General features: G+C 74.4%; 25 protein-coding genes. 16 read left to right on the top strand and 9 right to left on the bottom strand.

What is annotated here, in order from left to right:
* Positions 1–24 precede the first annotated feature (24 nt).
* Together ACFVUH_RS05210 and ACFVUH_RS05215 are read right to left on the bottom strand one after the other, a co-directional pair.
* Positions 25–1,059 (bottom strand): DUF2510 domain-containing protein, encoded by a 1,035-nt coding sequence (locus tag ACFVUH_RS05210; protein WP_387911274.1) that lies wholly within the window; start codon positions 1,057–1,059, stop codon positions 25–27.
* Between the two features lie 210 nt (positions 1,060–1,269).
* A complete protein-coding gene (locus tag ACFVUH_RS05215; RefSeq protein WP_387911275.1) occupies positions 1,270–1,779 on the bottom strand; it encodes a GNAT family N-acetyltransferase in 510 nt (169 codons plus the stop codon).
* A 129-nt stretch (positions 1,780–1,908) separates the two neighbouring features.
* On the opposite strand from ACFVUH_RS05215, the gene ACFVUH_RS05220 reads away from it, so the two are divergent.
* The 3 genes from ACFVUH_RS05220 (at position 1,909) to ACFVUH_RS05230 (ending at position 5,927) form a co-directional block, all read left to right on the top strand.
* Positions 1,909–2,814: a TIGR01777 family oxidoreductase gene (locus ACFVUH_RS05220; RefSeq protein WP_387911276.1), complete on the top strand. Its 906-nt coding sequence runs from the start codon at positions 1,909–1,911 to the stop codon at positions 2,812–2,814.
* Between the two features lie 433 nt (positions 2,815–3,247).
* The gene (locus tag ACFVUH_RS05225) at positions 3,248–4,576 is read left to right on the top strand and encodes an NAD(P)/FAD-dependent oxidoreductase (protein ID WP_387911278.1); all 1,329 of its coding nucleotides are present in this window, start codon (positions 3,248–3,250) and stop codon (positions 4,574–4,576) included.
* A gap of 118 nt (positions 4,577–4,694) precedes the next feature.
* Complete coding sequence (locus ACFVUH_RS05230) at positions 4,695–5,927, top strand: cation:proton antiporter (RefSeq protein ID WP_387911280.1); 1,233 nt, start codon at positions 4,695–4,697, stop codon at positions 5,925–5,927.
* Positions 5,928–5,966: 39 nt separating this feature from the next.
* On the opposite strand, the gene ACFVUH_RS05235 is transcribed toward ACFVUH_RS05230, so the two are convergent.
* Positions 5,967–7,865 carry a regulator gene (locus tag ACFVUH_RS05235; protein WP_387911281.1) on the bottom strand — a complete coding sequence of 633 codons (1,899 nt, stop codon included), beginning with the start codon at positions 7,863–7,865 and terminating at the stop codon, positions 5,967–5,969.
* 633 nt (positions 7,866–8,498) lie between these two features.
* Between ACFVUH_RS05235 and ACFVUH_RS05240 the strand changes: the two genes are divergently transcribed.
* The 5 genes from ACFVUH_RS05240 to ACFVUH_RS05260 all read left to right on the top strand — a co-directional run bounded on the left by ACFVUH_RS05240 (position 8,499) and on the right by ACFVUH_RS05260 (position 13,730).
* Positions 8,499–10,430, top strand: a complete 1,932-nt coding sequence (locus ACFVUH_RS05240; protein ID WP_387911283.1) for a helix-turn-helix domain-containing protein — start codon at positions 8,499–8,501, stop codon at positions 10,428–10,430.
* 142 nt (positions 10,431–10,572) lie between these two features.
* Complete coding sequence (gene lipB, locus ACFVUH_RS05245) at positions 10,573–11,343, top strand: lipoyl(octanoyl) transferase LipB (protein ID WP_355362117.1); 771 nt, start codon at positions 10,573–10,575, stop codon at positions 11,341–11,343.
* A gap of 208 nt (positions 11,344–11,551) precedes the next feature.
* On the top strand, positions 11,552–12,505 hold the full coding sequence (lipA, locus tag ACFVUH_RS05250; protein ID WP_355361863.1) for a lipoyl synthase: 954 nt from the start codon (positions 11,552–11,554) through the stop codon (positions 12,503–12,505).
* A gap of 219 nt (positions 12,506–12,724) precedes the next feature.
* Positions 12,725–12,961: a hypothetical protein gene (locus ACFVUH_RS05255; RefSeq protein WP_387911284.1), complete on the top strand. Its 237-nt coding sequence runs from the start codon at positions 12,725–12,727 to the stop codon at positions 12,959–12,961.
* A gap of 79 nt (positions 12,962–13,040) precedes the next feature.
* The gene (locus ACFVUH_RS05260) at positions 13,041–13,730 is read left to right on the top strand and encodes a DUF4191 domain-containing protein (protein WP_355361867.1); all 690 of its coding nucleotides are present in this window, start codon (positions 13,041–13,043) and stop codon (positions 13,728–13,730) included.
* Between the two features lie 134 nt (positions 13,731–13,864).
* Here ACFVUH_RS05260 and ACFVUH_RS05265 read toward each other — a convergent pair whose 3' ends face one another.
* Positions 13,865–14,332 (bottom strand): RDD family protein, encoded by a 468-nt coding sequence (locus tag ACFVUH_RS05265; RefSeq protein ID WP_355361869.1) that lies wholly within the window; start codon positions 14,330–14,332, stop codon positions 13,865–13,867.
* Positions 14,333–14,613: 281 nt separating this feature from the next.
* On the opposite strand from ACFVUH_RS05265, the gene glnA reads away from it, so the two are divergent.
* Positions 14,614–16,026 carry a type I glutamate--ammonia ligase gene (glnA, locus tag ACFVUH_RS05270; RefSeq protein WP_355361871.1) on the top strand — a complete coding sequence of 471 codons (1,413 nt, stop codon included), beginning with the start codon at positions 14,614–14,616 and terminating at the stop codon, positions 16,024–16,026.
* Positions 16,027–16,122: 96 nt separating this feature from the next.
* Positions 16,123–16,263 carry a hypothetical protein gene (locus ACFVUH_RS05275; RefSeq protein WP_387911287.1) on the top strand — a complete coding sequence of 47 codons (141 nt, stop codon included), beginning with the start codon at positions 16,123–16,125 and terminating at the stop codon, positions 16,261–16,263.
* On the opposite strand, the gene ACFVUH_RS05280 is transcribed toward ACFVUH_RS05275, so the two are convergent.
* A complete protein-coding gene (locus tag ACFVUH_RS05280; RefSeq protein WP_387911289.1) occupies positions 16,250–17,467 on the bottom strand; it encodes a cytochrome P450 in 1,218 nt (405 codons plus the stop codon). The two genes, ACFVUH_RS05275 and ACFVUH_RS05280, sit on opposite strands and share 14 nt — an antisense overlap.
* A 174-nt stretch (positions 17,468–17,641) precedes the next feature.
* Here ACFVUH_RS05280 and ACFVUH_RS05285 point away from each other — a divergent pair, with 174 nt between their 5' ends.
* Complete coding sequence (locus tag ACFVUH_RS05285) at positions 17,642–17,998, top strand: arsenate reductase family protein (RefSeq protein WP_355361899.1); 357 nt, start codon at positions 17,642–17,644, stop codon at positions 17,996–17,998.
* A gap of 61 nt (positions 17,999–18,059) precedes the next feature.
* Here the strand turns inward: ACFVUH_RS05285 and ACFVUH_RS05290 are convergent, their stop codons facing one another.
* Entirely contained in the window at positions 18,060–18,530 is a 471-nt protein-coding gene (locus ACFVUH_RS05290) for a pyridoxamine 5'-phosphate oxidase family protein (protein ID WP_387911290.1), read from the bottom strand.
* Between the two features lie 68 nt (positions 18,531–18,598).
* On the opposite strand from ACFVUH_RS05290, the gene ACFVUH_RS05295 reads away from it, so the two are divergent.
* The 3 genes from ACFVUH_RS05295 (at position 18,599) to ACFVUH_RS05305 (ending at position 21,274) form a co-directional block, all read left to right on the top strand.
* On the top strand, positions 18,599–19,159 hold the full coding sequence (locus ACFVUH_RS05295; protein ID WP_387911292.1) for a DUF1697 domain-containing protein: 561 nt from the start codon (positions 18,599–18,601) through the stop codon (positions 19,157–19,159).
* A gap of 83 nt (positions 19,160–19,242) precedes the next feature.
* Entirely contained in the window at positions 19,243–20,742 is a 1,500-nt protein-coding gene (locus ACFVUH_RS05300) for a hypothetical protein (protein WP_387911294.1), read from the top strand.
* Positions 20,729–21,274 (top strand): DUF1707 and FHA domain-containing protein, encoded by a 546-nt coding sequence (locus ACFVUH_RS05305; RefSeq protein WP_355361907.1) that lies wholly within the window; start codon positions 20,729–20,731, stop codon positions 21,272–21,274. The genes ACFVUH_RS05300 and ACFVUH_RS05305 overlap by 14 nt, the downstream gene beginning before the upstream one ends.
* Positions 21,275–21,281: 7 nt before the next feature.
* Here ACFVUH_RS05305 and ACFVUH_RS05310 read toward each other — a convergent pair whose 3' ends face one another.
* Positions 21,282–22,244 (bottom strand): DUF1152 domain-containing protein, encoded by a 963-nt coding sequence (locus ACFVUH_RS05310; protein WP_387911296.1) that lies wholly within the window; start codon positions 22,242–22,244, stop codon positions 21,282–21,284.
* Positions 22,245–22,325: 81 nt separating this feature from the next.
* Between ACFVUH_RS05310 and ACFVUH_RS05315 the strand changes: the two genes are divergently transcribed.
* On the top strand, positions 22,326–22,928 hold the full coding sequence (locus tag ACFVUH_RS05315; RefSeq protein WP_355361911.1) for a DUF6891 domain-containing protein: 603 nt from the start codon (positions 22,326–22,328) through the stop codon (positions 22,926–22,928).
* Positions 22,929–23,000: 72 nt separating this feature from the next.
* Here the strand turns inward: ACFVUH_RS05315 and ACFVUH_RS05320 are convergent, their stop codons facing one another.
* Positions 23,001–23,414, bottom strand: a complete 414-nt coding sequence (locus ACFVUH_RS05320) for a hypothetical protein (RefSeq protein ID WP_355361913.1) — start codon at positions 23,412–23,414, stop codon at positions 23,001–23,003.
* 116 nt (positions 23,415–23,530) lie between these two features.
* Positions 23,531–24,187 (bottom strand): TetR/AcrR family transcriptional regulator C-terminal domain-containing protein, encoded by a 657-nt coding sequence (locus ACFVUH_RS05325; protein WP_387911298.1) that lies wholly within the window; start codon positions 24,185–24,187, stop codon positions 23,531–23,533.
* Positions 24,188–24,309: 122 nt separating this feature from the next.
* Between ACFVUH_RS05325 and ACFVUH_RS05330 the strand changes: the two genes are divergently transcribed.
* On the top strand, positions 24,310–25,881 hold the full coding sequence (locus ACFVUH_RS05330) for an FAD-dependent monooxygenase (RefSeq protein WP_387911300.1): 1,572 nt from the start codon (positions 24,310–24,312) through the stop codon (positions 25,879–25,881).
* Positions 25,882–25,907: the final 26 nt, after the last annotated feature.

The following is a 25,907-nucleotide window of genomic DNA, read 5'->3' on the forward strand; positions in this document are numbered from 1 at the left end:
CCGGCACCGGGCGCGGCCGGGGGCTCAGACGCTCGAACCGCCCGCCGCGCCCGTGTCCTGCTTGATGCCCTTGAGGATCTGGTCCAGGGCCGAGGGGTCGGGCGCGCCCGCGGCGTCGTCCACCCCGCCCTCGAAGGCCACGTAGCCGCCGCCCTTGGCCGGGACGGCCGCCAGCAGGATGTAGCCCTTGCTGCCGTCCGAGGTCACGATGTGCCAGCGCACCGCGTACCCGGCGATACCCGCCACGGTGGTGCTGGAGGAGCCGGCGTCGGTGTGCGAGCTGATGTCGGTGAAGATCGCCGCCGCGTAGGCCGGCATCGCCGCCTCGGCCGCCGCGCGGGCGGTGCTGCCGGAGATGGTGTCCTTCTCGACCGAGAACTGACCGCGGATGCAGTTGCCGCCGCCGGGGCAGGTGTACTGGCCGGTGCCGAGGAAGACGGTCGAGTGGGCGCCGCTGGTGTTCGCCTGCCAGCCTTCGAAGACCGGCACGGTGATGCCGTGCTGGGGGTCGGCGACGGTGTCCTTGACCGCCGGGGTCGGGCGCGCCGACGCGGTGGGCGACGACGAGTCCGGCCTGGTCGTGGTGGGAGCCGGGGCCGGGGTGTCGGTGACGGTGACCGTGGTCACCGGACGGGACCTGCCGGCGGACGGGCCGTCACCGCCGCTGTTGAGCGCGATGGCGGCCACCACGCCGACCACGGCCAGCACCGCGACCCCGATGCCGACGGCCGTACCCGTCCTGATCCGGTTCGGCCTGGAGGGCGGCGGGTAGGCCGCCGGCGGGTAGCCGTAGGCCGGCGGGTTCTGCGCCGGGTAGCCGTAGCCGGGCTGCCCCGGCTGCGGCGGGCCGTAGGCGTACGAGGGCGGCGGGGGCGCGGCGGACGGGCCGCCGGGGCTCTGCCAGGAGACCTGCGTCGGGGCGTCGGCAATCGGGCCGCCGCCCGCCTGGACGGGGCGCACGTCACTGGTCCAGGCCGTGCCGTCCCACCAGCGCTCATGACCGGCCGTGCCGTCCGCACCCGGAACCGGGTACCACCCGGGAGGCGTCGAGTTGCTCACGGCAAGACCGTACCCGCCCGGGTGATGCTCCAGACAGGCCGGGTCCGTCACGACTCTGCACCACCCGGACAACGTTTCTGACGGAGTGTCAGTCGAGTGCCGGGCGGTGCGGGGGCCCGGCCGAGGTTCGGCGGGGTCGTCCGGGTCGGGCGGGGTCGGGCCGGGTCAGCAGGGTCAGCAGGGTCAGCAGGGTCGGCGGGGTCGGCCGGTTCAGTCGGTGAGGGGGCGGGCCATCCAGACGTCGTCGACGTAGGCGCCGTCGATCAGGAACTCCTCGGCGAGCACGCCCTCGACCACGAAGCCGCAGCGCCCGTAGAGCGCGCGGGCCGGGGCGTTGTGGCCGAGCACCCGCAGGGTGAGCTTGCGGGCGCCCTGGCCGCGGGCCGCCCGGCAGGCCTCCTCGATCAGCGCGACGCCGATGCCCCGGCCGCGGACGGAGGCGTCGACGGCCAGTCCCTGGATCTGGCGCACGTGCTGGTTGCTGGCCAGCGGGGTCGGCGGGGCGATCCGGATGTAGCCGACGATCCGGCCGTCGAGCAGGGCGAGGCGGAACTGGTCCGGGAGGTGGCGCTCGTCGAAGACCCCCGCGTCCTCGGCGGGCCGCGGGCCGACGTCGGCCAGCGGGGTCCAGGTGGTGCGGTTGAGGACGGCGAGTTCCTTCTCGTCCTCGGGCCGGGCCGGGCGGATGATCAGATCGTCGGTTTCGTGCATGCGCGGCATGCTAACGACGGGCCGCGCGGACGTACACGGAATTTTCCCCCCGCCGCCGCTTCGCCCCCGGCTCCTCGCCGGAGCCGCCCGGCACCGGCGCTCCCGTGAACGGGCACGACCGGCTGCGAGGATGGGCGCATGAGAATCGCGGTCACAGGATCCACGGGACTGATCGGCTCGGCACTCGTCGACTCACTGCTGGCGGACGGGCACCAGGTGGTGCGGCTGGTCCGGCACCGCTCGAGGACCGGGCCCCGGCCGGACGGCACCACCGCCATCGGCTGGAACCCGCTGCTGGGCCAGGTCGACCGGGCCGGGCTGGCCGGGGTCGAGGCGGTGGTGCACCTCGCCGGCGCCGGGGTCGGCGACCGTCGCTGGAGCGAGGGCTACAAGCGGGAGATCCGGGAGAGCCGGGTGCTCGGCACCGAGACGCTGGCCGCCGCACTGGCCGGGCTGGACGAGCCGCCGAAGGTCCTCGTCAGCGCCTCGGCCGTCGGCTACTACGGCCAGACCGGGGACCGGGTGATCGACGAGTCCTCGCCCGCCGGGGACGACTTCCTGGCCGAGGTCTGCGCGGAGTGGGAGTCCGCCGCCGCACCGGCCGAGCGGGCCGGGATCCGGGTGGTCCACCCGCGCACCGGCCTGGTGCTCTCCGCGGCCGGGGGTGCGGGTGGCCGGCTCGTGCCGCTGTTCCGGCTGGGCCTCGGCGGGCGGCTCGGCGACGGCCGGCAGTACTGGAGCTTCATCTCGCTCGCCGACGAGGTCGCCGCGCTGCGGTTCCTGATCGACCGGGAGGACATCGGCGGTCCGGTCAACCTGACCGCCCCGGAGCCGGTGACCAACGCGGAGCTGACGGCGGCGCTCGGACGGGCGCTGCGCCGGCCGACGCCTTTCCCGGTGCCGCGGGCCGTACTGGAGGCGGTCCTCGGCGAGTTGGCGATCGAGGTGGTCGGCAGCCACCGGGTGGTGCCGCGCCGGCTGCTGGACGCGGGCTTCCGGTTCGAGCACCCGGACGTCGACTCGGCGGCGCGGGCGGCGCTCTGAGGAAGGGGCGGGAGCCTTCGGGGGCCGGGCGCACGGTCGTGCCCGGCCCCCACGCGTAGCCGCGCTACGACGTTCACCCTGGCCAGGGGCATATGCCGAACGGAGGCCGGGCGATCGCGGGGCGCCTGCCGGGCACTTGCCGGGCGATTCCCGGGAGGGGGCTCCGGGAGGGGGCGCACGGGAGCACGGGGCGGGCGCGCTACGCGCCCCCGGTGACGGTGTGCGCCCGCCGGACGCCATCACGGCCCGATCGACGCACAGTCCGTGACGGCACCTCCACTGGATGCGATCACTCCTCTTCCCCGCCTCGGATCGGGCCCGATGCGCTTGTCTGACCGTCGCACTGACTGGGCATCACACCGATCGGACCGTGTCCCAGCACCCCGCTGCCTGCGCCGGCCCGAAACATCCGGGACCAGGGAGGGAGCCACCCGTGCCCACGTACGACTTCACTCGCCGCACCCGCCGACAATCCGATCCGGACGTCGTCGTGGTGGGAGCCGGCCTCGCGGGCCTCGCCGCCGCCCGCGTGCTCACCGGCCACGGCATCACCGTCCAGGTCCTGGAGGCCGCCGACCGGATCGGGGGCCGCGCGGCCTCCCACGAGCAGGACGGCTTCCGACTCGACCACGGCAGCCATCTGCTGAACACCGCCTTCCCCGAGCCGCGCCGCGTGCTCGACCTCGACCGCCTCGACCTGCGCCCGCTCGCCCCGGGCGTCCTGGTGCACAACGGCGGGCGCCGGTACCGGGTCGGGGACCCGCAGCTGACCACCGCCCGGCAGGCCGCCGCCCGGGCACCGCTGGGCAGCCCGCTGGACAAGGCACGCCTCGGCAGCTGGCTCAACCGACTCGCCGCCACCCCGCCCGGCCGGCTGAAGGCCCGGCCGGAGACCACCGCCGCCCGGGCCCTCGGCGAACGCGGGCTCGCCCCGCGCACCGTCGACGGCCTGCTGCGCCCACTGCTCGGCGCCCTGCTCAGCGACCCCGCCCTCGGCACCAGCAGCCGGGTCGCCGACCTGGTGCTGCGCTGCTACGCGCGCGGCCGGCTCTGTCTGCCCGCCGGGGGGATCGCGGCCGTGCCGGCCCAGCTGGCCGCCGCGCTGCCCCCCGGCACCGTCCGCACGGGAGTGCGGGTCACCGCGATCGCGGCCGACGGCGTGGAGACCGCCGAACACGGGCGGATCGGCGCACAGGCCGTGATCGTCGCGACCGACCCGCGCTCCGCCGCCGAGCTGCTGCCCGGACTGCGGCTGCCGGACTTCCACCCCGTCACGACCTTCCACCACGCGGCCGACCGGGCGCCGCTGGGCGAGGCCGCGCTGCTGCTGGACGGCGACCGTCCGGGCGGACGTCCGTCGCTGGTCTCGCACTCGCTGGTGCTCAGCGCGCTGCACCCCTCGTACGCCCCGCCCGGACAGGCGCTGATCGCCACCACGGTGCTCGGCCGCCGCGCCTTCGACGCCGGCGGGCCGGCCGCGCTGGAGCCGGCCGTGCGCAAACGGCTGGCGGAGCTGTACGGCACGCCGACCGGCGGCTGGCAGTTCCTCGGCGTGCGGCACCTGCCGGACGCGGTGCCCGCCATGCCGCCGCCGCACAACACCCGGCGGCCGGTGCGGCTGCTGGCCGGACTGTACGTGTGCGGCGACCACCGGGACACCAGCAGCGTGCAGGGGGCGCTGGTCTCCGGGCGGCGCGCGGCCGAGGCCGTGACGCGCGACCTCGGGCTGCCGACCAGCACCCCGGAGGCCGCTGCGGCCTGACGGACCCGAGGGCACGCGGTCCGTCCCCGGTCCGGCTGCCGGACGGGTGACGGACCGCATGCCAATATGCCGATATGACCGCTGATCGGATGACGACCGCCACCCCACCGGCCGCCGCGTGAGCGCCGGACCCACCGTCCAGCCGCTCGCGCTGATCCTGGTCCCCGCCGCCGCGGTCGCCGCCCCACTGCTGGCCGACCGGCTGCTGCGGTGGATCGCCGTGCCCAGCGTGGTGTTCGAGATCCTGCTCGGCGTCCTGATCGGCCCCGACGTCCTGGGCTGGGTGCACGTCGACGTCCTGATCGACGCGCTCTCCCGGTTCGGGCTGGCCATGCTGATGTTCCTGGCCGGGTACGAGATCGACTTCGCCAGGCTGCGCGGCGGCCCGCTGCACCGGGCCGTCGCCGCCTGGCTGGTCACCGTGCTGGCCGCGCTCGGCCTCGGCGCGCTGGTCGACCCGCACCCGCTGGACGGCGCCTTCGCCGGGCTGGCGCTCACCACCACCGCGCTCGGCACCATCCTGCCGGTGCTGCGCGACTCCGGGGAGCTGCCCACCCCGTTCGGCTCGCTGGTCATGGCCACCGGCGCGGTCGGCGAGTTCGGGCCGATCATCGCCGTCGCCGCGCTGCTCAGCGGCAACACCCCGGCCCGCACCGCCGTCATCCTGGCCGCCTTCGCGGTGATCACCGCCGTCGCGGTCGGCGGCGCCCGGCGCCCGCGGCCGGCCTGGATGACCGGGCTGATCCGGGGCACCCTGCGCACCTCCGGTCAGTTCGCCGTGCGCACCGTGGTCCTGGTGCTCGCCACCATGGTGGCCGCCGCGCTCTGGCTGGAGCTGGACATGCTGCTCGGCGCGTTCACCGCCGGCATCGTCTCCCGGCTGCTGCTCCGCGACATGCCCCGGCACACCGAGGAGGTCATCGAGGCCAAGCTGGAGGGCATCGGCTTCGGCTTCCTCGTCCCGGTGTTCTTCGTGGTCAGCGGTATGAACTTCGACCTGGACGCGCTGCTCGGCGACCCGGGCACGCTGCTGCTCGTACCGGTCTTCCTGCTCCTGCTGCTCGCCCTGCGCGGGGTGCCCGCCGCGCTGCTCGCGCCCGCCGGGCTGGGGCGGCGTGACCGGGCCGCGCTCGGCCTGTACGGCGCGACCGCGCTGCCGCTGGTCGTGGTGATCACCACGATCGAGGTGGACACCGGCCACCTGCCGTCCTCGACGGCGGCCGCCCTGGTCGGCGCGGGCATGCTCTCGGTGCTGCTGTTCCCGCTGACCGCGCAGCGGCTGCGCGGGGACGTCCGGCCGCCGGCCGCCGTCGGGGGCGGCCGGCCGCGGGTGAACGCCGAGAGCTGGTGACTCCTCGGACCGGTCGGGGCCGGTGAGTTCTCGGGCCGGTCAGATCACCCCCGCCTGGCGGGCCGTTTCCTCGAACGCGCGCGCCACCGGACTGCCCCGGTACGGGGTGAGCCGGCGGTGGAAGTCGCGCACGTACTCCAGCGACCGGGCCGACCGCATCTCCCCCGCCGCCCGCAGCGCGTCGGTCGCCATGCCGCAGGCCTCGTCGAGGTCCCCCATGCCGAGCCGGGCGGTGGCCAGCACCAGCCGGCAGAAGATCCGGCTGCGGGCGTACGCGGGCGAGCGCAGCCGCAGCGACTTCTCGGCGTGCTGGGCGGCCGTGCGCCACTGCTGGAGGTCCCGGTAGCAGTGCGCGAACTCGTCGGAGAGCTGCGCCTCGTCGAAGAACCGGGCCCAGGACGGCAGCTCGTCGCCGGTCCGGGCCGCCGCCAGCGCCCGCTCGGCCCGGACCAGCGCGGTGGTGCAGGACCGGACGTCGCCGAGCAGGCCGTGCCCGCGCGCCTCGGCGGCGTGCAGCAGTGCCTGCACGGTCGGCGGCACCGCCGTGCCCACGCCCTGCTGGGCGACCCGGGCCAGCTGGACGGCCTCCCGGCCGTGGCCGAGGTGGACGGCCTGCTGGCTCATCGTCACCAGCACGTACCCGCCGAGCGCGCGGTCCCCGGCGGCCTGGGAGAGCCGCAGCGCCTGGACGAAGTAGCGCTGGGCCAGACCGTGCGCGGCGATGTCGAAGGACGTCCAGCCGGCCAGCCGGGTGAGGTCGGCGACGGCCCCGAACAGGGCGCGGCCGATCTGCTCGCCGTAGCGGCCGCGCAGCATCGGCTCGGCCTCGCTCTCCAGGTAGCGGACCAGCGCCTGGCGGGCGTGGCCGCCGCCGTAGGCGTGGTCCAGCGCGCGGAACAGGTCGCCGACGGCGCGGATGGCGGCGATGTCGCCGCGGCCGACACGCAGCGCCGGGCGCTGTTCGCGGCCCGGGTCGTGGAACGGCGGCTCGACGGCGATCGGGGGGCGCCGGCTCTGGGTGGGCACCCGGGCGCCGAGCGCGGCGGCGCCGGCCGTCGGGGCGGTGCCGGGCCCGGCGGGGCCGGTCCGGGCGACCGGGGCCGGGCCGCGCGGCGCGGGGCCCGCGGGGTGGCCGACGGCCCCGCCGGGCGGGCCGACGGGCGGCACACCGGTTCCGGGGTCGGGCCGGGCCAGGGTGGAGCCGTCCCTGGCGACCCGCTCGTCGGTGCGGCCGATCAGCCAGTCGCGGCTGGGCACCACCAGGCCGGCCGGGGTGAAGGCGATCCGGCGCAGCTCGGACTGCGGCCCGATGTCCTTGCGCCACATGCTCGCCACGATGTCCACCGCCTCCTGCGGCGTCTCGGCGAACTCCAGGCCGGCGTAGACCGGGGCACAGGCGTCCAGACCGAGGTCCTGCGCGGTGAGACGGCGGCCGAGCCGGCGGGTGAACACCTCGGCGATCAGCGCCGGGGTGGCGCCGCGGGGCTGCTGGCCGCGGAGCCAGCGGGTGACGGAGGTCTTGTCGTAGCGCAGGTCCAGGCCGTGCTCCAGGCCGAGCTGGTCGACCCGGCGGGCCAGGCCGGCGTGCGAGAAGCCGGCCTCCTCGATCAGCGCGGCGAGCTGGAGGTTCTGGGTGGTGCCGGCCGACTGGTGCCGCTCCGGGGCGTGCGGCCGTTCGGGCGCGTGCGGCCGCTCCGGAGCGTGCCGGTCGGCGGCATGGCGCTCTGCGGCATGGTGCTCGGCGGCATGGTGCTCGGCGGCGTGCCGGTCGGCGGCGTGCCGGTCGGCGGGTGTGGCCTGCTCGGGCAGCCGCAGGTCGTCGGCGGCGGTCGGGGCGTCGGGGGCGTCCGGAAGGGCCCGGCCGACCGGACCTCGGTGCTGGTCGAGCGGGTCGAGCGGTCCGTACGCCGGGCTGTCGGTTGCAGGCCTTTGGGGCATAGTCAGTCAACACCTCTCGGACGCCGCACCGGCTCCACCAGCGGTTCGGCTGCCTGTGGCGACGCCCCCTGTCGGGAATCGGCGTGAATGTAGCGAGCATTCGGGCGCTATGGGTGGTTCTGACCCAGCAATCCTCCGAACGGGTGAAGCATCCGCGCCCATTGTGGGGAAGACACCTCTGGATGGGTTTGGCTTGGAGGACGCTCTTCGGCCATCGGCCGCGCTGACGGCGTGATGGCGGGGAACACCACAGTTCAGCGGGGTGCTGTAGGGAGCCGCCACATTGGAGGCGGGGCCGGCCGACGCCGGCGTGGTGGTCGAGGACACGCCCCCGCGGTCGAGCACCGGATCGCCGACCGGACCACCGACCGGACCGCTCGGCGGCCTCCGGACGACCCGCCTAGGACGTGGGCCGCGCACCTATGACGATCCGCCGGGATGTAGCGACCGTTCACATAGTGCCGCTCCCCCGCGCTTCCTACCGTGGGCCGACAGGGCCCTGACGGGGAGTCCGGAGCTCGGCGCGCACTACCGCATGCCCGTCGGCTCCCGACGACCGGCGGGGCCGAACAGCTACGATCTCGCTTCCCTCCTTGGGGCACGAAACACCCACTGTCGACGGGCGGCCGCACGATGAACGACCTCCACACCAGCTCGGCACCCGCGCTCCGCCGCCTGCTGGACCTGCTCGTCTCCGGCGCCGCCACCGAGGACTTCGCCGACGTACTCGCCGACGCCCGCCGGCAGGGCGCCCCGGCGCCGGTGCTGAGCGAGATCGACGACGCCACCTGGCAGGCGCTGCGGGTCCACCGCACGATGCGCCAGCACCGGCGCCGCGAGGCCGAGCTGACGGCGCTCTTCGACACCGCCGGCGACCTCGCCGCCTCCCGCGACCTGGACGCCGTGCTGCAGGCGATCGTCCGCCGGGCCCGGATGCTGCTGGGCACCGACACCGCCTATCTGACCCTCCCGGACGAGGCCGCCGGCGACACCTACATGCGGGTCACCGACGGCTCGGTCTCGGTGCTCTTCCAGACCCTGCGGCTGAGCCTCGGCGACGGCCTCGGCGGCCTGGTCGCGCAGACCGCCCGCCCGTACGCCACCCCCGACTACCGCACCGACGGCCGCTTCCACCACACCGGCACCATCGACGCGGGCGTGCTCGACGAGGGCCTGGTGGCGATCATCGGCGTGCCGCTGCTGCTCGGCGGCCGGGTGATCGGCGTGCTGTTCGCCGCCGACCGCTCGCCGCGCGCCTTCTCCCCCGACGAGGTCGCGCTGCTCTGCACGCTGGCCGCGCACGCCGCCATCGCGCTGGACACCGCCAAGTCGCTGGCCGACACCCGGGCCGCGCTCGCCGAGCTGAACAGCGCCAACGAGCTGATCCGCGCCCACTCCGCCGCCGTCCAGCGCGCCGCGCAGGGCCACGACCGGCTCACCGACCTGGTGCTGCGCGGGGCCGAGGTGCCGGACGTCGCCGCGGCGTTGGCCACCCTGCTCGGCGGCGAGATAGCCGTCCTGGACGCCGAGGGCGAGCCACTGGCCGGCCGGGCCGCCGCACCGGGCACCGGACCGGCCGAGGCGACGGCCGCGTCCCGGGCCGAGGGGCGGTCGGTGCGGCACGGCGCGGCCTGGGTGTGCGCGGTGCTGGCCGGGCAGGAGCAGCTCGGCACCCTGGTGCTGCGCGGCCGTCCGGACCTCGACGACGCCGACCGCCGACTGTTCGAACGGGCGGGCGTGGTGACCGCGCTGCTCCTGCTGCTGCGGCGCTCGGTCGCCGAGACCGAGAACCGGGTGCGCGGCGAGCTGCTGGCCGATCTGCTCACCGCTGCGGACCGGGACCCGGCCGGGCTGACCGCGCGCGGCCGGCGGCTGGGCGTGGACCTCGGCCGCCCGCACCTGGTGCTGGTCGCGGAACCGGGCGACCCGCAGGACGCCGCCGCCCGCTCCCGGCTGGCGGGCGCGGCCGGGCGGTACCTGTTCGGCTCCCGGGGCATCGGCGCGGAGCACGGCGAGGCGGTGGTGCTGCTGGTCCCGGCCGGCGAGGGCGGGGCCGCCGAAAGGGACGCCACGGGAGGCTCCGAGGCCGCGCAGCACGCCGCCGAGCGGCTCGCCCGGCTGGCCGGGTTCCCGGTCACGGTGGGCGCCGGCCGTCCCGCCGCCGGACCGGTCGCGCTGGCCGCCGCCTACGGGGAGGGGCTGCGCTGCGTCCGGGCGCTGCGCGTGCTCGGCCGGTCCGGCGAGGGCGCCTCGGCGCGGGCGCTCGGCTTCCTGGGCGTGCTGCTCGGCGACGGCCACGACGTGGCGGGCTTCGTGCGCGCGACGCTGGGCCCGCTGCTGGAGTACGACGCCCGGCGCGGCACCGAGCTGGTCCGCACCCTGCGCGCGTACTTCGACTGCGGCGGCAGCCTGACCCGGGCCAAGGACGAGCTGCACGTCCATGTGAACACGGTGGTGCAGCGACTGGACCGGGTCGAGGTGCTGCTGGGCGGGGACTGGAACGGTCCGGAGCGGTCGCTGGAGCTCCAGCTGGCGCTGCGGCTGCAACGGCTGTCCGGGCCGTGAGCGGCGTGCGGGGCCCTGTTCGGCCGGGGCCCCGCGGGGAAGGGGCCCGGCCGGGCCGCCGACGGGCGGGCGTACAGTGGGGAGGTTGGTCTCGAACGCCTGGCAAGGAGCAGTGGTGAGCGAGAACGTGCGGTTCATACGCATGGGCATCGGCGAGGGCGCCGTCCCCTACCAGGAGGCCTGGGAGGAGCAGCAGCGGCTGCACGCCCTGCGGGTCGCGGACGAGATCCCGGACACGGTGCTGCTGCTGGAGCACCAGCCCGTCTACACCATGGGCAAGCGCACCAACCCGGCCGATCTGCCGCTGGACGGCACCCCGGTGGTCGAGGTCAACCGGGGCGGCGAGATCACCTGGCACGGCCCCGGCCAGCTGGTCGGCTACCCGATCGTCAAGCTGCCGGACCCGATCGACGTGATCGCGTACGTGCGGCGGCTGGAGGAGGCGCTGATCCGCAGCTGCGGCGCGTTCGGCGTGGAGAGCACCCGGGTCGAGGGCCGCAGCGGCGTCTGGGTGCTGGGCGAGTCCATCCCGGACGCGGTGGTGGACCCGGCGCAGGTCGTCGACATCGGCAAGCTCACCCTGCGGATGGGCCTGCCGCTGGGCATCGACCCGCGGCTGGCCGGCCCCGAGTACGCGCCGTCCAACGCCGGACAGCGCGGTGACGACCGCAAGCTGGCCGCGATCGGCGTCCGGGTCGCGCGCGGGGTCACCATGCACGGCTTCGCGCTGAACTGCGATCCGGACATGACCTGGTTCGACAAGATCGTGCCGTGCGGCATCCGGGACGCCGGGGTCGCCTCGCTGACCGGCGAGCTGGGCCGGGACCTCACCGTCTCCGAGGCGCTGCCGCTGGTCGAGAAGCACCTGGCCGAGGTGTTCGCCGAACTTCCCGAGCCGGCCCCCGGCCGCTGAGGCCCGCCGCCCCGGTTTCCGTTCGTCCCCGTTCTCGCTCGTCCCCGTAGCCGCTCGTCCCCAGAGCCGCTCGTCCCCGTCAACACCCCCCGGGAATCTACCCGCCAGTAGCCCTGTTGCCCTGCGATTGCGGGGCCACTGCCCCGGCGAAGGCCGTACAAGCACAGGCGTACCCTGGGGGTACCCCGTCTAGTTCTAGGAGTCGCACGTGTCCGCTGTCGCACCCGACGGCAGGAAGCTGCTCCGCCTGGAGGTCCGCAACAGCGAGACCCCCATCGAGCGGAAGCCCGAGTGGATCAAGACCCGCGCGAAGATGGGCCCGGAGTACAACGCCCTCCAGTCGCTGGTGAAGAAGGAAGGGCTGCACACGGTCTGCCAGGAGGCCGGCTGCCCCAACATCTTCGAGTGCTGGGAGGACCGCGAGGCGACCTTCCTCATCGGTGGTGACCAGTGCACCCGCCGCTGCGACTTCTGCCAGATCGACACCGGCAAGCCCGCCGAGTTCGACCGGGACGAGCCGCGCCGCGTCGCCGAGTCCATCGTCACCATGGACCTCAACTACGCCACCATCACCGGTGTCGCCCGTGACGACCTGCCGGACGGCGGCGCCTGGCTGTACGCCGAGACGGTGCGCCAGGTGCACGCGATGACCGCCGGCCGCGAGAGCGGCCGCACCGGCGTCGAGCTGCTGATCCCGGACTTCAACGCGGTGCCGGAGCAGCTGGCCGAGGTCTTCTCGTCCCGCCCCGAGGTGCTGGCGCACAACGTCGAGACGGTGCCGCGGATCTTCAAGCGGATCCGGCCCGCCTTCCGCTACGAGCGCTCGCTGGACGTCATCACCCAGGCGCGCGCCGCCGGGCTGGTCACCAAGTCCAACCTGATCCTGGGCATGGGCGAGACCCGCGAGGAGGTCAGCCAGGCGCTGGCCGACCTGGTCGGGGCCGGCTGCGAGCTGATCACCATCACCCAGTACCTGCGCCCCTCGCTGCGCCACCACCCGGTGGAGCGGTGGGTCAAGCCGCAGGAGTTCGTCGAGCTGCAGGAGGAGGCCGAGGAGCTCGGCTTCGCCGGGGTCATGTCCGGTCCGCTGGTCCGCTCGTCGTACCGCGCCGGGCGGCTGTACCGGCAGGCGCTGGAGCGCCGGGAGCAGGCCGCGGTCTGAGCCGACCGGCCACGAGCCGAACCGGTCGACCGGCCGCGCTCGCCGAGCGTGAGCGTGTTTGAGCCATTGGAAGGGCGGAGCCGAGGCTCCGCCCTTCCGCGTTCATCACACTTTGACTGCCTGGTCACGGGCTGGTAACACGGGGTGGTGACGATGGACTCGTCGCGAGTGTTCGATTCTTCTCAGCCACGGCCGCGGCCGCGAGGGGAGCTGTTCGGCATGCAGATGCGGATCCGGTCGATGGGGGTTGCGCTGCGGTTCGCCGAGAGCGTCCTGCTGTCCGGCGGACAGCGGCAGGCCCGGCGCAACGCCTGGGCGGCGGTGTGCGAGAACCGCCGGTACGCGGCCGACCGACGGCACGACGCGCTGGTGTCGGGGGCCCCGCCGGGCCCCCCGTCCGGCCCCGTCACGGGGTCGGCGACGGGTCGGCCGGCACGCCGCCGACCGCTTCCGTAGCGGCACCCGGGTCACGGTTCGGGGCGAACGGGCACCCGGGCTTGGATATCCCGTACCCACGCCACGTACCATGAGCCCTATGGCGAGGGAAACATCCGAGAACCCCGGGCGACTGAAGCAGATCCGCCTGGCGTACACCATGACCAAGAAGGTCGACACCAAGATCGGCCTGATCATCGCCGGCGTCGGCCTGCTGACCTTCGGCGTGTTCCTCGCCATCGGCTTCGCGATCGAGCACCCCGTCTACCTGGGCATCCTGGGCTTCATCGTGGCCGTCCTGGCCATGGCGATCGTCTTCGGGCGCCGGGCCGAGCGCGCCGCGTTCGGGCAGATGGAGGGCCAGCCGGGCGCCGTCGCGGCGGTGCTGAACAACATCCGGCGCGGCTGGAGTGCCAACACCACCCCGGTGGCCGTCACCCGCAGCCAGGACGCGGTCTACCGCGCCGTGGGCCGGGCCGGCATCGCGCTGATCGGTGAGGGCAACCCGAACCGGGTCCGCCAGCTGCTCGCGTCCGAGAAGAAGAAGATGGCCCGGGTCGTCGGCGACGTGCCGGTGCACGACATCGTGGTGGGCAACGGCGAGGGCGAGGTCCCGCTCAAGAAGCTGCAGATCCACCTGATGCGTCTGCCGCGCGCCATCACGCCCGCCCAGGTCACCGAGACCAACGACCGGCTGCGCGCGCTGGGCGACCTGCTCTCCAAGGCCCCCATCCCCAAGGGCCCGATGCCCAAGGGTGCCCGGATGCCCAAGGGCGGCCAGGTCCGCTGACCCCCTCCCCCGTCGACAGCACGAGAACGGCCCCGCCGCGGAAGCTCCGCGGCGGGGCCGTTCGTCGTTCTCGTGCGCTCCCGGAGGACCGGGGTGCCCGGATAATCCGGACCTCGCCGGCCGGACCGGGGTCCTCAGATCCGGACCTCGACGGTGCCGACCGCCTTGTCGTGCAGCCCGCGGGTGTCCCGGTCCCAGACCAGCGCCGGCACCAGCAGGCAGAGCAGCACCGTGCGCAGCAGCACCTGCGGAATGGTCGCCCGGCTGCCGTCCAGGCGGACGACCCGCAGCCCGAACAGCCGCTTGCCCACGGTCGTCCCGGTGGTGGCGAGCAGCAGCACGGTGACCGCGAAGAACAGCGGGGTGGTCCACATGTTCGCCGAGGACGTGGAGCCCTTGGCGATCAGCCCGTAGGCGACCAGGGCGACCAGCCAGCCGTCGACGAGCAGCGCGCCCATCCGGCGGCCGGGTCCGGCGATCGAGCCGGGGCCCTCCTTGGGCAGTCCGAGGCGCTCACCGCGGTGGCCGAAGTCGGCGCCCATCTTCTCGGCGGCCGCCTTCGGGCCGTCGATCCACGATCCCAACGCTTCTCTGGTGTCCACGAATCCACACTAACCGGGCGAACGCCGGGGACGGCCACCGCCTCCCCCGCCGGACCCGCCACCGACGGGTGAATCGGCCGTCGCCGGCTTTCCACCACCCCCGCCGAATGATCCAGACCACTCCGGTGGCCCCACCTGGCAGGCCGAGGCGCTTTGTCCGGTCCCGTACGGCTTTGCCGTCCTCCGGACAGGTGTGGTTAACATTCAGGAAACGACTGGGTCACCGACCGGAAACGGCCCGTTCCTAGGGTGAGCCACATTCGCAACACCGAGGAGGATGGATGTTCAACAACGCCGCCGAAGTGAAGCAGTTCATCCAGGACAACGACGTGAAGTTCGTCGATGTCCGCTTCTGCGACCTGCCGGGCGTCTTGCAGCACTTCTCCGTACCCGCGGCGACGTTCGACCCGTCCGAGATCCTGATGTTCGACGGCTCGTCGATCCGCGGCTTCCAGGCCATCCACGAGTCCGACATGGCCCTGGTCCCCGACCTCGCCACGGCCCGGCTCGACCCGTTCCGCCAGGAGAAGCACCTCAACATCAACTTCTTCATCCAGGACCCGGTGACCGGCGAGGCCTACAGCCGCGACCCGCGCAACGTCGCCAAGAAGGCCGAGGCCTACCTCGCCTCCTCCGGCATCGCGGACACCGCGTTCTTCGGCCCCGAGGCGGAGTTCTACGTCTTCGACTCGGTCCGGTTCGACACCAGCGCCAACGCCTCGTACTACCACATCGACTCCGAGGCCGGCGCCTGGAACAGCGGCTCCACCGAGGGCGACGTCCGCGGCTACAAGGTCAAGTACAAGGGCGGCTACTTCCCCGTCCCGCCCGTCGACCACTTCGCCGACCTGCGTGCCGAGATGTCCCTGGAGCTGGCCAGGGCCGGCCTGGAGGTCGAGCGCCAGCACCACGAGGTCGGCACCGCCGGCCAGGCCGAGATCAACTACAAGTTCAACACCCTGCTGCACGCCGCCGACGACCTGATGCTGTTCAAGTACATCATCAAGAACGTCGCCTGGCGGAACGGCAAGACGGCCACCTTCATGCCGAAGCCGATCTTCGGCGACAACGGCTCGGGCATGCACGTCCACCAGTCGCTGTGGACCCAGGGCGCACCGCTCTTCTACGACGAGCAGGGCTACGCCGGGCTCTCCGACACCGCCCGCTACTACATCGGCGGCCTGCTCAAGCACGCCCCGTCGCTGCTCGCCTTCACCAACCCGTCGGTGAACTCCTACCACCGCCTGGTCCCCGGCTTCGAGGCCCCGGTCAACCTGGTCTACTCCCAGCGCAACCGCTCCGCCGCGATCCGCATCCCGATCACCGGCTCCAACGCCAAGGCCAAGCGCATCGAGTTCCGCGCCCCCGACCCCTCCTCCAACCCCTACCTGGCCTTCTCCGCCATGCTGATGGCCGGCCTGGACGGCATCAAGAACAAGATCGAACCCCTCGAGCCGGTCGACAAGGACCTCTACGAGCTGGCCCCCGAGGACCACGCCAACGTCCCCCAGGTCCCCTCCTCCCTCCCCGCCGTCCTGGAGGCCCTCGAAGCCGACCACGAGTACCTCCTCGCCGGCAACGTCTTCACCCCCGACCTCATCGAGACCTGGATCGACTTCAAGCGCACCCAGGAGATCGCCCCCATCGCCCTCCGCCCCCACCCCCACGAGTTCGAGCTCTACTACGACCTGTAGGGGGCCCTCGGCCGGCCGGCGGAAGCGCACCGTTTCACGGGTGCGCTTCCGCCGGTCGGCCGTTCCGGGGTCTGGCGGTGGCGGTGCGAGCGCTCGATGCCCGAGGGGCTGCTGCCCGACCTGCCGCACACCCACCATGCCCTGGACGACGCCCGGGAGCAGGCCGCGCTGTTCGCCAACCTGATGGAGTGGGACGGGCCGGGCGGCCCGCCCCGGGAGCGGGTCAGCGGACCGTGATCGGGAGGGTCTCGTAGCCGCGCAGGACGAGGCGGTCGCGGCGGGTGGGGATGCCGGCCGGGGCGAGGCGGGGGAAGCGGTCGAGCAGGGCGGGTACCGCGATCTCGCCCTCCAGGCGGGCGAGTTGGCTGCCGAGGCAGAAGTGCGGTCCGCCGCCGAAGCTGAGCGGCTGGCTGTCGGTGCGGGTGGGGTCGAAACGGTCCGGGCGGGGATAGCGGGCCGGGTCGTGGTTGGCGGCGCCCAGCAGGGTGAGGACCACGGTGCCGGTCGGGGCGGGCACTCCGGCCACCGTGAGGTCGGGCGCGGTGGAGATCCGGGAGGTCAGCTGGACCGGGGAGTCGTAGCGCAGCACCTCGTCGACGAAGAGCGCGGGGTCGAACGCGCCGGTGCGCAGGCCCTCGGCGGCCTCCGGGTGGCGGAAGAGCAGGGCGAGGCCGTTGCCGAGGAGGTTGGTGGTGGTCTCGAAGCCCGCCACCAGGAGGAGGGCGAGGTTGCTCAGCAGTTCCTCGCCGGAGATCCGGTCCGGGGAGTCGGCGGCGATCCGGGCCAGGTCACTGACCAGGTCGCCGGTCGGGCGGGCCAGCCGCTCGGCGGTCAACTCCTCGAAGTAGGCCGACAGTTCAATGGCCGCGACATCGGCGGCGGCCAGTTCGCCGAGGTCCTGGATGAGTTCCAGGGCGATGGTGAGGTCCGAGGCGAGGCCGCGGAAGCGGTGGCGGTCGGCGGCGGGGATGCCGAGCAGTTCGCAGATCACCTCGACCGGGAGACGGAAGGCGAAGGCGTCCATGAAGTCGACGGGCGAGCCGTCGGCGCCCCGGCCGGCCAGTTCGTCGAGCAGCCGCTCCACCGTGGCCTCGATCGCCGGCCGCAGCGCGGCCACCCGGCGGGCGTTGAAGGCCGAGGCGATGAGCGAGCGGACCCGGCCGTGGTCGGGGGCGTCGCGCTCGAGGATCGAGCGGCCGAACAGCGCGACGGAGGGATGGGCGAACAGTTCCGCGCGGTCGTCGGAGGGGGTGCCGGTTTCCTCCCGGGCGAAGGCGGGGTTGCGCAGCACCTGGTTGGCGGCGGCGTGTCCGACCACCAGCACCGCCCCGGGGCCGGCCGGGGCGGCCTCCCCGAGTTCGTGCGCCCGCGCGTAGAGCGGGTAGGGGTCGAGGCGCCCCTCGGTGGTCATGAGCTGCTCGATGATCGACGCGCCGTCCATCCGGTCTTCCCCTCCGTGGATCCAACTCCCGGACGGACAACTGTTGCTGGGCGGAGCGGAGTTCCCGGGGGAGGTCGCCAGGGGGTCCGGGGAGGTCCGGAGGGGGTCCTGGGCAGGGCCGGGCCGGCGACGCGGGACGGGCCTCGGGGCGGGGACGGTCGGTAGGCTGGCGGGATGGAGATCTGGATCAACCCCCGTTGCGGGAAGTGCCGCACCGCGCTGAACGAGCTGAACGGCGCCGGCGTCACGTTCACCGTGCGGCGCTACCTGGAGGACCCGCCGAGCGTCGCCGAACTGGAGCAGGTGCTGGAGCGGCTGGGCCTGGAGCCGTGGGACATCACCCGGGCCGACGAGCAGGTGGCCAAGGACCTCGGCATGAAGCAGTGGGGCCGGGAGGCCGGTGACCGGGCGCGCTGGCTCGCGGCGATGGCCGAGCACCCGATCCTGATCCAGCGCCCGATCATCACCGCCGACGACGGGCACGCCGTGGTCGCCCGCACCCCCGAGGCCCTCAAGTCCGTCATGCCCTGAGGAGTGGAACGAGCGACCGGGCGGCGCGGCCGGAGAGCGTGGCCGGGCGGCGGGACGGCCGTCAGCGGCGTTCGAACCGCCGCACCGGCTCGCCCGGGCGCCAGGAGCTGATCCGCACCGCATCGTCCTCGACGGTGGTGTGCACGACCTGCTCCAGCTCCAGCCGGAAGGCGTGGTACGGGCCGGGCGGCGGCTCGGGCAGCTCGGCCTCGTAGGAGGCGATGTCCGTCGCTTCGGTGAGTTCGACGGCCCGGCCGGACAGCTTGGAATCGCCCTCGGCCAGCGTCGGGTCGCTCGGGTTGCTGTGCAGCGCGAAGCGGGCGTCGCGGCGCAGGTCCAGCGCCTTGACCGCGCCGAGCATCGACCCGAGCATGACGTCGGCCCCGATGAAGTCCACCTCGGTGCCGCTCACCCGGGGCGAGCCGTCCTCGCGGAGCGTCGCCAGGACGTGGTGCTTGTTGGCCTCGAAGCGGGCCCGTACGGCGGGGGCCAGGTCCGGTGCCTCGTGCTCGAAATCCTGCCAGGTAGCCATGGCGCCAGTGTGGCACCGGGCACCGACAACCGCCGTCCGGTGTCGGTGCCCGGTGCCACACTGGCCGGGTGACCACTACCACCACCTACATCGCCTTCCTGCGGGCCGTGAACGTCGGCGGCCGGACCGTCAGGATGGAACGGCTGCGTGCGCTGTTCGGCGAGCTCGGCCTGGAGCGGGTCGGCTCCTACATCCAGAGCGGCAACGTCTTCTTCACCGCCGACACCACCGACGCGGCGGACCGGGCCGCGCTGACCGGACGGATCGAGCGCCACCTGGAGGAGCAGCTGGGCTACCCGGTGCCGGTGCTGCTGCGCACGGTGGACGAGGTCCAGGCGGTACTGGACGCGGAGCCGTTCGCGGACGTCGAGGTGACGCCGGACGTGCGGCTCACGGTGAACTTCCTCTCCGAGCCGCTGCCGGCCGACTTCCCGATCCCGTACACCTCTCCGAAGGGTGACTACGAGGTGATCGGCGCCGACCCGGGCACCGCGTACGTCGTGGTGCACCTGAAGGACGGCAAGTGGGTCACCAGCGGTGCGCTCTTCGGGAAGTCCTACCGGGGCTCGGCGACCTCGCGGTTCCTGCACACCACGGTCAAGATCCTCGCCGCCGCGCGGAAGGCCTGAACCTCTCGGAAGGCCCGAGCCACGCGGAGGGCCCGAGCCACGCGGAAGGCCCGTCCCCCGCCCACGACCACTCGGAGGCCCCGTTGGCCCGTTCCGCGCTGGACGCCTACGTCGCGCTGCTCGACCGTTCATTCGTCCGGATCGCGGAGGCGGCGGCCGACGGCCGGACCTTCGACCGCGCGACGGTCGCGCGCTGCGCGGACGTCTGGGACAACAACACCTTCCCGCTGTCCACGACCGTGATCCGCCGGACCGCGCTGCGCCGGGAGCGGGCCGCGCGGGCCGGGCTGCGGTGGATGGCCGGGCTGGGCGAGGCGCGGTACGCGTGGATGGTGGAGCAGTCGGCGGCGGCCGGGCACCCGGTCGAGGGGCTGATACCCGTGCCGCCCCCGGACGGCCACAGCCCCTACCGGGGGTACGACGGGACGCTCTTCCCGGTGACCGGGCCGCTGACGGAGACGGCCGTGGACGGGTACGACCTCTCCCGCGCCCGCCTGCTGCGGCTGGAGGCGGAACTGTCCGGCACGCGGCTGCGCGCGGCCCTGGAGGTGGAGGTGCAGCGCGTCTGCGGACCGCCCGAGGGGGACGGGGCGGCCGGACATCCTGCGCCGCGGCTGTACCTGCGGCTGGACGACGTGTCGGCCGCGGAGTTCGACGCCGGACCGGCCGTGACGGGTCCGCTGGAGTGGCGGGCGGACGCGGACGGGGTGGACCTGCGGGTGGCCGGGGTCGGGCTGCTGCGGGCGGCCCGGGCCGCGCTGACCGTCGAGGACCGCTACTGGCACCTGACCGCGGCCGGGCGGGCGGCGGATGCCGCGACACCGGTGGAGCGGCGGCCCGCGCGGCCGGGGCTGCTCGGGCGGCTGGGGCGGAACCGGCACGGTCGGCCGCCCGGCCCGCCGTTCACCGTCCGCGAGGGCGGGGCGCACCGACTGGCGGCGGCGCTCGTGCACTGCGCGATGTTGGAGATCCGGATGGCCCGCTTCCCCGGATCGGCCTCCCGCCGCACGATCCTGGAGCTCTGCCGGGTCTTCGAGGGCGCCGGGACGGACCTGCTCGCGGCGGCCCGGCAGGGCGAGGAGGGCGGGCGCGCCCTGATCGAACGGTGGGTGGCGCGCGGCGGCGACGCGTGGGCGGGCTGGTTCGCGGAGCAGCTCGCCCTGGGGCGCCGGGACGGCCGGACCGGGGAGTGGGCAGAGCGTCTGGCCGACCGGCTGCGGGCGGTGCCGAGGCCCGTCGCCGAGCCGCGACCGCAGACCGAACAGGCGGCGGTGCGGCTGCTGCTGGTCCGCTTCGCCGGCCACGGCTACGACCCGACCGCGCCCGCGTCGGCGGTCGTCCACCTCGCGGTACCGCCCGAGGAGGCCGGGCCGTGGGAGCTGGTCGTGGCGAAGACCGAGCGGCTGGAGCGGTTCCGGCTCGACGCGGCGGGGTTCGGCGCGACGGGCTCCGGCACGGCGGCGCCGGTGCGGAAGGACGGCGGGCGGCTGACGGTGGGCGCCGGCCTCGCGCTGGAGTGGCGGTCCGGGGAATCTGGACAGGTGGGCGGGGGCGCCCGAGAATCGGTCCATGACGTCGCGTGAGAACCGGACCCGAGTGGTCCGGCCGTCGGAGGCCGAGCGGGAACGGGCCCTCGGGGTCCTGCGGGAGGGCGCGGGGAACGGCCGGCTGTCGCACGACACCTTTCTCGGGCGGCTGGACCTCGTCCTCCACGCGGGCAGCCGCGCCGAGTTGAACGCGGTGATGGCCGACCTGCCGGCCGGCAACCCGGTGGGGCGCTTCGTGCTGCGGGCGGTCGGCCGGGTCTCCGCGTTCGGCGTCCGGGTGGGCGAGGCCTGGCGGGCCGAGCGGCTGCCCGGGCTGAGCCTCCCGGAGGCCGGGTCCGGGCAGTTGACGATAGGCCGGATCCCCGGGTCGGGGCTGCGGCTGAACGACGCGTCCGTCTCCCGGCACCACGCCGAGCTGCGCCGGGAGGGCGACGGCTGGGTGCTGTACGACCTCGGCTCGACCAACGGCACGCACGTCAACGGGTTCCGGATCGTCGGCGGGGTGCGGGTGCGGCCGGGCGACCAGGTGCGGTTCGGCAACCTGGAGTTCCGGCTCGCCGCCGCCTGACCGACCGTCAGTGCGGGAACTGGCGGGGCGGCCGCTGGGACGGCAGCGAGTCCTGGAACTCACCGATGGCGCTGCTGATCTGCCGCATCAGGACGGTGTGTTCGATCCGGTCGAGGTAGCGGTGCTCGGCGGCCAGGGCCTCCACCGTGACGCCGAAGTAGAGCGTCATCAGCGGATTGACGAAGAGGGTGCTGCCGCTGGTCCGGGAGGTGAACCGGACGTCGCCGAACTCGCCGCGCAGCGCGGCCGCCACCGAGCCTTGGACGATGCTCGGGTGCAGCGGGAACGCCTCCCGGGCGTGCTCGACGGCGTCCAGGTAGAGGGCGCCCTCCCGGCTGTCGCGCGGTACGGAGAAGGCGCCGAGGTAACCGCCGGCCCGGTCGATGGCGGCGAGGTTCTCCAGCACCAGGGCGTGGTTGACCCCGTGATAGGCGTCGATGCCGAAGCCGAGGCAGGCGACCAGGCGCTCCGGGACCTCGGTGAGGCCGGCGACGGCGGCGAGGCTGGCCATGTCCTCCTCGGGCGTGCCGAGGCCCGCCTCGTCGCCGCGCATCAGGATGTCGGTCCCGCCGTCGACCAGCAGCACGGCGTCGATGCCGAGCCGGCCGGTGAGGGCCCGGTAGGCGGCGCGCAGCGGCCGGACGCCCGTTTTGGGGAACGCCCAGACGGCGTCGGGCATGCCGTGCAGCCGGAGCCAGCGGGCCAGCGTCCGCTCCGGGAAGTAGCCCTCGGTGGCGGGGGTGTCGGGGCCGATGAGGGCCAGGTCGGGTTCCTGCCAGACGTCGGCGGGCAGGGCGTCGAGCGCGCTGAAGGAGAGGTTGGCGAGGTGCACCTCCTTGCCGGCCGCGCGCAGGGCGAGGGCGAGCGGCAGGCCCGCGTAGACGTCGAAGCCGCCGCCCGCGCCGGCGATCAGGATGCGCTCGGCGGCGAGCAGCCGGGTGATCAGCGGGGGCTGGAGGAGGGAGGTCACCACGGGACGCTAGCACCGTGGCCTTGGCCGTGGCCGTGGGCGGCGGGGCGAATTGTCAGTGGTGGGTGCTTGGATGCGGGCATGGACCAGGACACCGTGGAGAGCACCCTTGCCGCCGAGGTACTGCGGGACGCCGAGGAGCAGGCCCGTGAGCTGATCCGGTGCGGCTTCCAGGAACCGGACGAGATAGCCGAGTCCCTGGTCGAGTACCTCGACGACCAGGGGCTGACGGTGGAGGAGGCGGAGCGCATCGTCGCTCCGCTGTGGCAGGAGCGTCTGCGGGAGCAGGCCGGCTGGCCGGAGACGACCGACGTCGACCGGCTGGAGGCCGCCTTCGACGCCCTGGAGGAGCTGGGCATCGTCGCCGCGATGGACTTCACCTGTTGCGCGAACTGCGGTTACGCCGAGATCGGGGGCGAGGCCGAGGAGGGCTCGCGCGGCTTCGTGTTCTTCCACCAGCAGGACACCGAACGGGCCGCCGGGGGCGGTTCGCTGATGCTGCGGTACGGCGGGTTCCAGGTGGACGGCGAGCCGACCGAGGCGGCTGTGCGGCGGACGGCCGAGGTCGGGCGCGAGGTCGCCGCCGCGCTGGCGGCGGCCGGGCTGCCGGTGGAGTGGGACGGCTCGCCGGAGACGGCGATCGCGGTCACGCCGATCAGCTGGCTCAACCGCCTGCCGGAGTAGCCACCGCACGGCCTCCGCCGCACGCCTTCCACGGCGCACCTTCCCGCGCCGGACCGGCCGGCGCGGGAAGGGTCAGCGGACGACGTGGAGTTCGGCGGTGTGCTCACGCGCGTTCGCGTGGCGCAGGCTGACCGTCGCGGAGCCGAAGACGGTATCGGTGCCCTCGGTGAGGGTCTTGGTCTCGTCGCCGAGCTTGACCTCGGCCGTGGTGTCGGTGATCCGGCCGACGGTCAGATTGAGCGTCTTGGCGCCGCCGAACACCTCGGCGCTGTACGTGGAGTCGGCGTTCTCGGTGCGGACGGCGACGTCGCAGCTGTTGTCGTCGAGGCAGAGCGCGACGCCGCCCTTGCAGGCGGTGAGTCCGGCGCCGAGGAGGACGACGGCGCCGAGCGCGAGGGCGGCCGAGCGGACGGCCGGCACCCGGCGACGGCCGGGGCGACGGGTCGGACGGTGGTCCTGGTGCGGAGAGGTGGGCGCGCTGGTCATGGCACCGACGGTAGGCGCGCGCCGACCGCCGGACATCGCCCGGCGGCGGTACTCCGCCCCTGGCCCGCCCCGGACGCCCGAGGCCGTCGCCACCACCGAACCCGAGGGGGAAACCCTTAGGGGTTGGCCGAAGTTGACGACACGACCAGCGATGCCTCGATCCCGGCGAGGACGATCGCCAGGCCGCGCTCGAAGCGCCGCTCGAAGTCGCCGAAGAGCTCCCGGCTCGCGGCGGCGGCGAGGGCGTGCTCGGGATCGATGCCCGCCGCCCGCCGGTCCGGGTCGTAACCGGGTGCCCGCTCCCCCGGCATCGGATGGACGGCCTGCTCCTCGATCACGAAGCCGATGGTGAACGCGTACGCGGTGGTGAAGGCCAGCACGGCGTCCGCGAGTTCGAAGCCCGCCCGGCCCAGCACGGCGAGCAGGGCCTGCTGCCCTCCGGCGTGCCCGGAGTCGGTGAGCCGGGTGCCGCTGAAGACCTTGGCCCCGTCCCGGTAGCCGAGCAGCCCGGCGCGCAGGCCGCGGCAGGTACCGGCGACGGCGTCCTGCCAGGTGTCCGGGACGGCGGGCGGCCCGGCGGACATCCGGCGGAGCATCTCGGTGGCCATCTCGTCGAGCAGCGCCTGCTTGTTGGCGAAGTGCCAGTACAGCGCGGGCGCCTTGACGTCCAGCTCGGTCGCGATCCGGCGCAGGGTGAGCCCGTCCAGCCCGGTCTCGTCGAGCAGGCGCAGGGCGGTGTCGACCACCTGGGCGCGGTCCAGCTTCGGCGGCATGTCGCACTTCCCTCCAGGTGGCTGCCGTCGTCCCGACGCCGACGTCCGGCATTGACAATTTAACACCGTTAAGCCGATGCTTCTGGACGTCCGCCACTTAACAACGTTAAGGAGAGTGTGCGATGGCGCACGCCCAGAACCGGAGCCGGACCGAGGTCCTGATCGTCGGCGCCGGGCCGACCGGACTGACCCTCGCCTGCGACCTGGCCCGGCGCGGGGTGTCCGCGCTGCTGGTCGAGCAGGCCCCGGCGCTCTTCCCCGGCTCACGCGGCAAGGGCCTCCAGCCCCGCACCCAGGAGGTCTTCGAGGACCTCGGCCTGCTCGCCGCCGTCCACGCCGCCGGCGGCCCGTACCCGCGCATGGTGAGCTGGGAGGACGGCGAACGGCAGGGCGAGTGGGACCTCGTCGGGCGCGCCGAGCCGGACCCGACCGTGCCGTTCCCGGACGTCTGGATGCTCCCGCAGTGGCGCACCCAGGAGCTGCTGTACGAGCGGCTGCGCGAACTGGGCGGCGAGGTCGCCTTCGGCACCGCGCTGAACGGCCTCGACCAGCGCCCCGACCGGGTCGAGGCCCGGCTGACCGGCCCCGACGGCACGGGCCGCACGGTCACCGCCCGCTACCTGGTCGCCGCCGACGGCGGCCGGTCGACCGTCCGCCGGGCGGTCGGCATCCCGATGACGGGCGAGCAGGTCGACCCGCGGCCCGCCCTGGTCGCCGATGTCGAGATCGACGGTCTGGACCGCGAGAACTGGCACTGCTGGCCGAAGGCGCCCGGCGGCGCGCTGCTGCTCTGCCCGCTGCCGAGCACCACCGCCTTCCAGCTGTTCGCCCAGTTCGGCCGAGCGGACGGCAGCCCGGCGGACGTCGACCCGCCGAACAGCAGCCCCGCGAACAGCAGCCCGGCGAACAGCGACCCGGCGGAGCCCGACATCTCGGCGGACGGCGTACGGCGGACCATCGCCGCCCGCACCCACCTGCCGGAGTCCGCGGTCGGCGCCGTGCACTGGGCGTCCGGCTTCCGGCCGCGCGCGGCGCTCGCCGAGCGGTTCCGCGAGGGCCGGGTCTTCCTCGCCGGCGACGCGGCGCACATCCACTCCCCGGCCGGTGGCCAGGGCCTCAACACCAGCGTCCAGGACGCGTACAACCTGGGCTGGAAGCTCGGCCAGGTGCTGCGGCACGGCGCCGACGAGGCGCTGCTCGACAGCTACGAGCAGGAGCGCCTGCCGATCGCCGCCGACGTGCTGGAGATCTCCACCCGGCTGCACCGCGCGGGCGGGGTCCGGGCCGGCGGGTTGCGGCGCGGCCCGCGCACCGAGCAACTCGGGCTCGGCTACGAGGACGGCCCGCTGACCGTCGAGGCGCGCCCCGGCCTGCCCGAGGAGGCGCTGCGGGCCGGCGAGCGGGCACCCGACGCCCCGCTGGACGGCGCCCGGCTGGACGGCGCACCGGTGAACGCCCTGGCCGGGCGCCGGCTGTTCGAGCTGCTGCGCGGCCCCCAGGTCACCGTGCTCGCGATCGGCCACGCCCTACCGCGACTGCCCACCGGGGTGCGCGGACACCGCGTCGACGGCGGCGTCGCGCAGCGGGCGTACGGGCGGGGCCTGTTCGTCGTCCGGCCGGACGGCTACCTGGGCCTGGCCACCCACGACCCGGCCGATCTTCCGGGCTACCTGGCCCGGTTCGGCCTGCGCTGACCCCCACACTCCAGGCATACGCCATC

The organism is Kitasatospora sp. NPDC058032 (assembly GCF_042885845.1).
In the GTDB taxonomy this organism is placed as follows: Bacteria; Actinomycetota; Actinomycetes; order Streptomycetales; family Streptomycetaceae; genus Kitasatospora.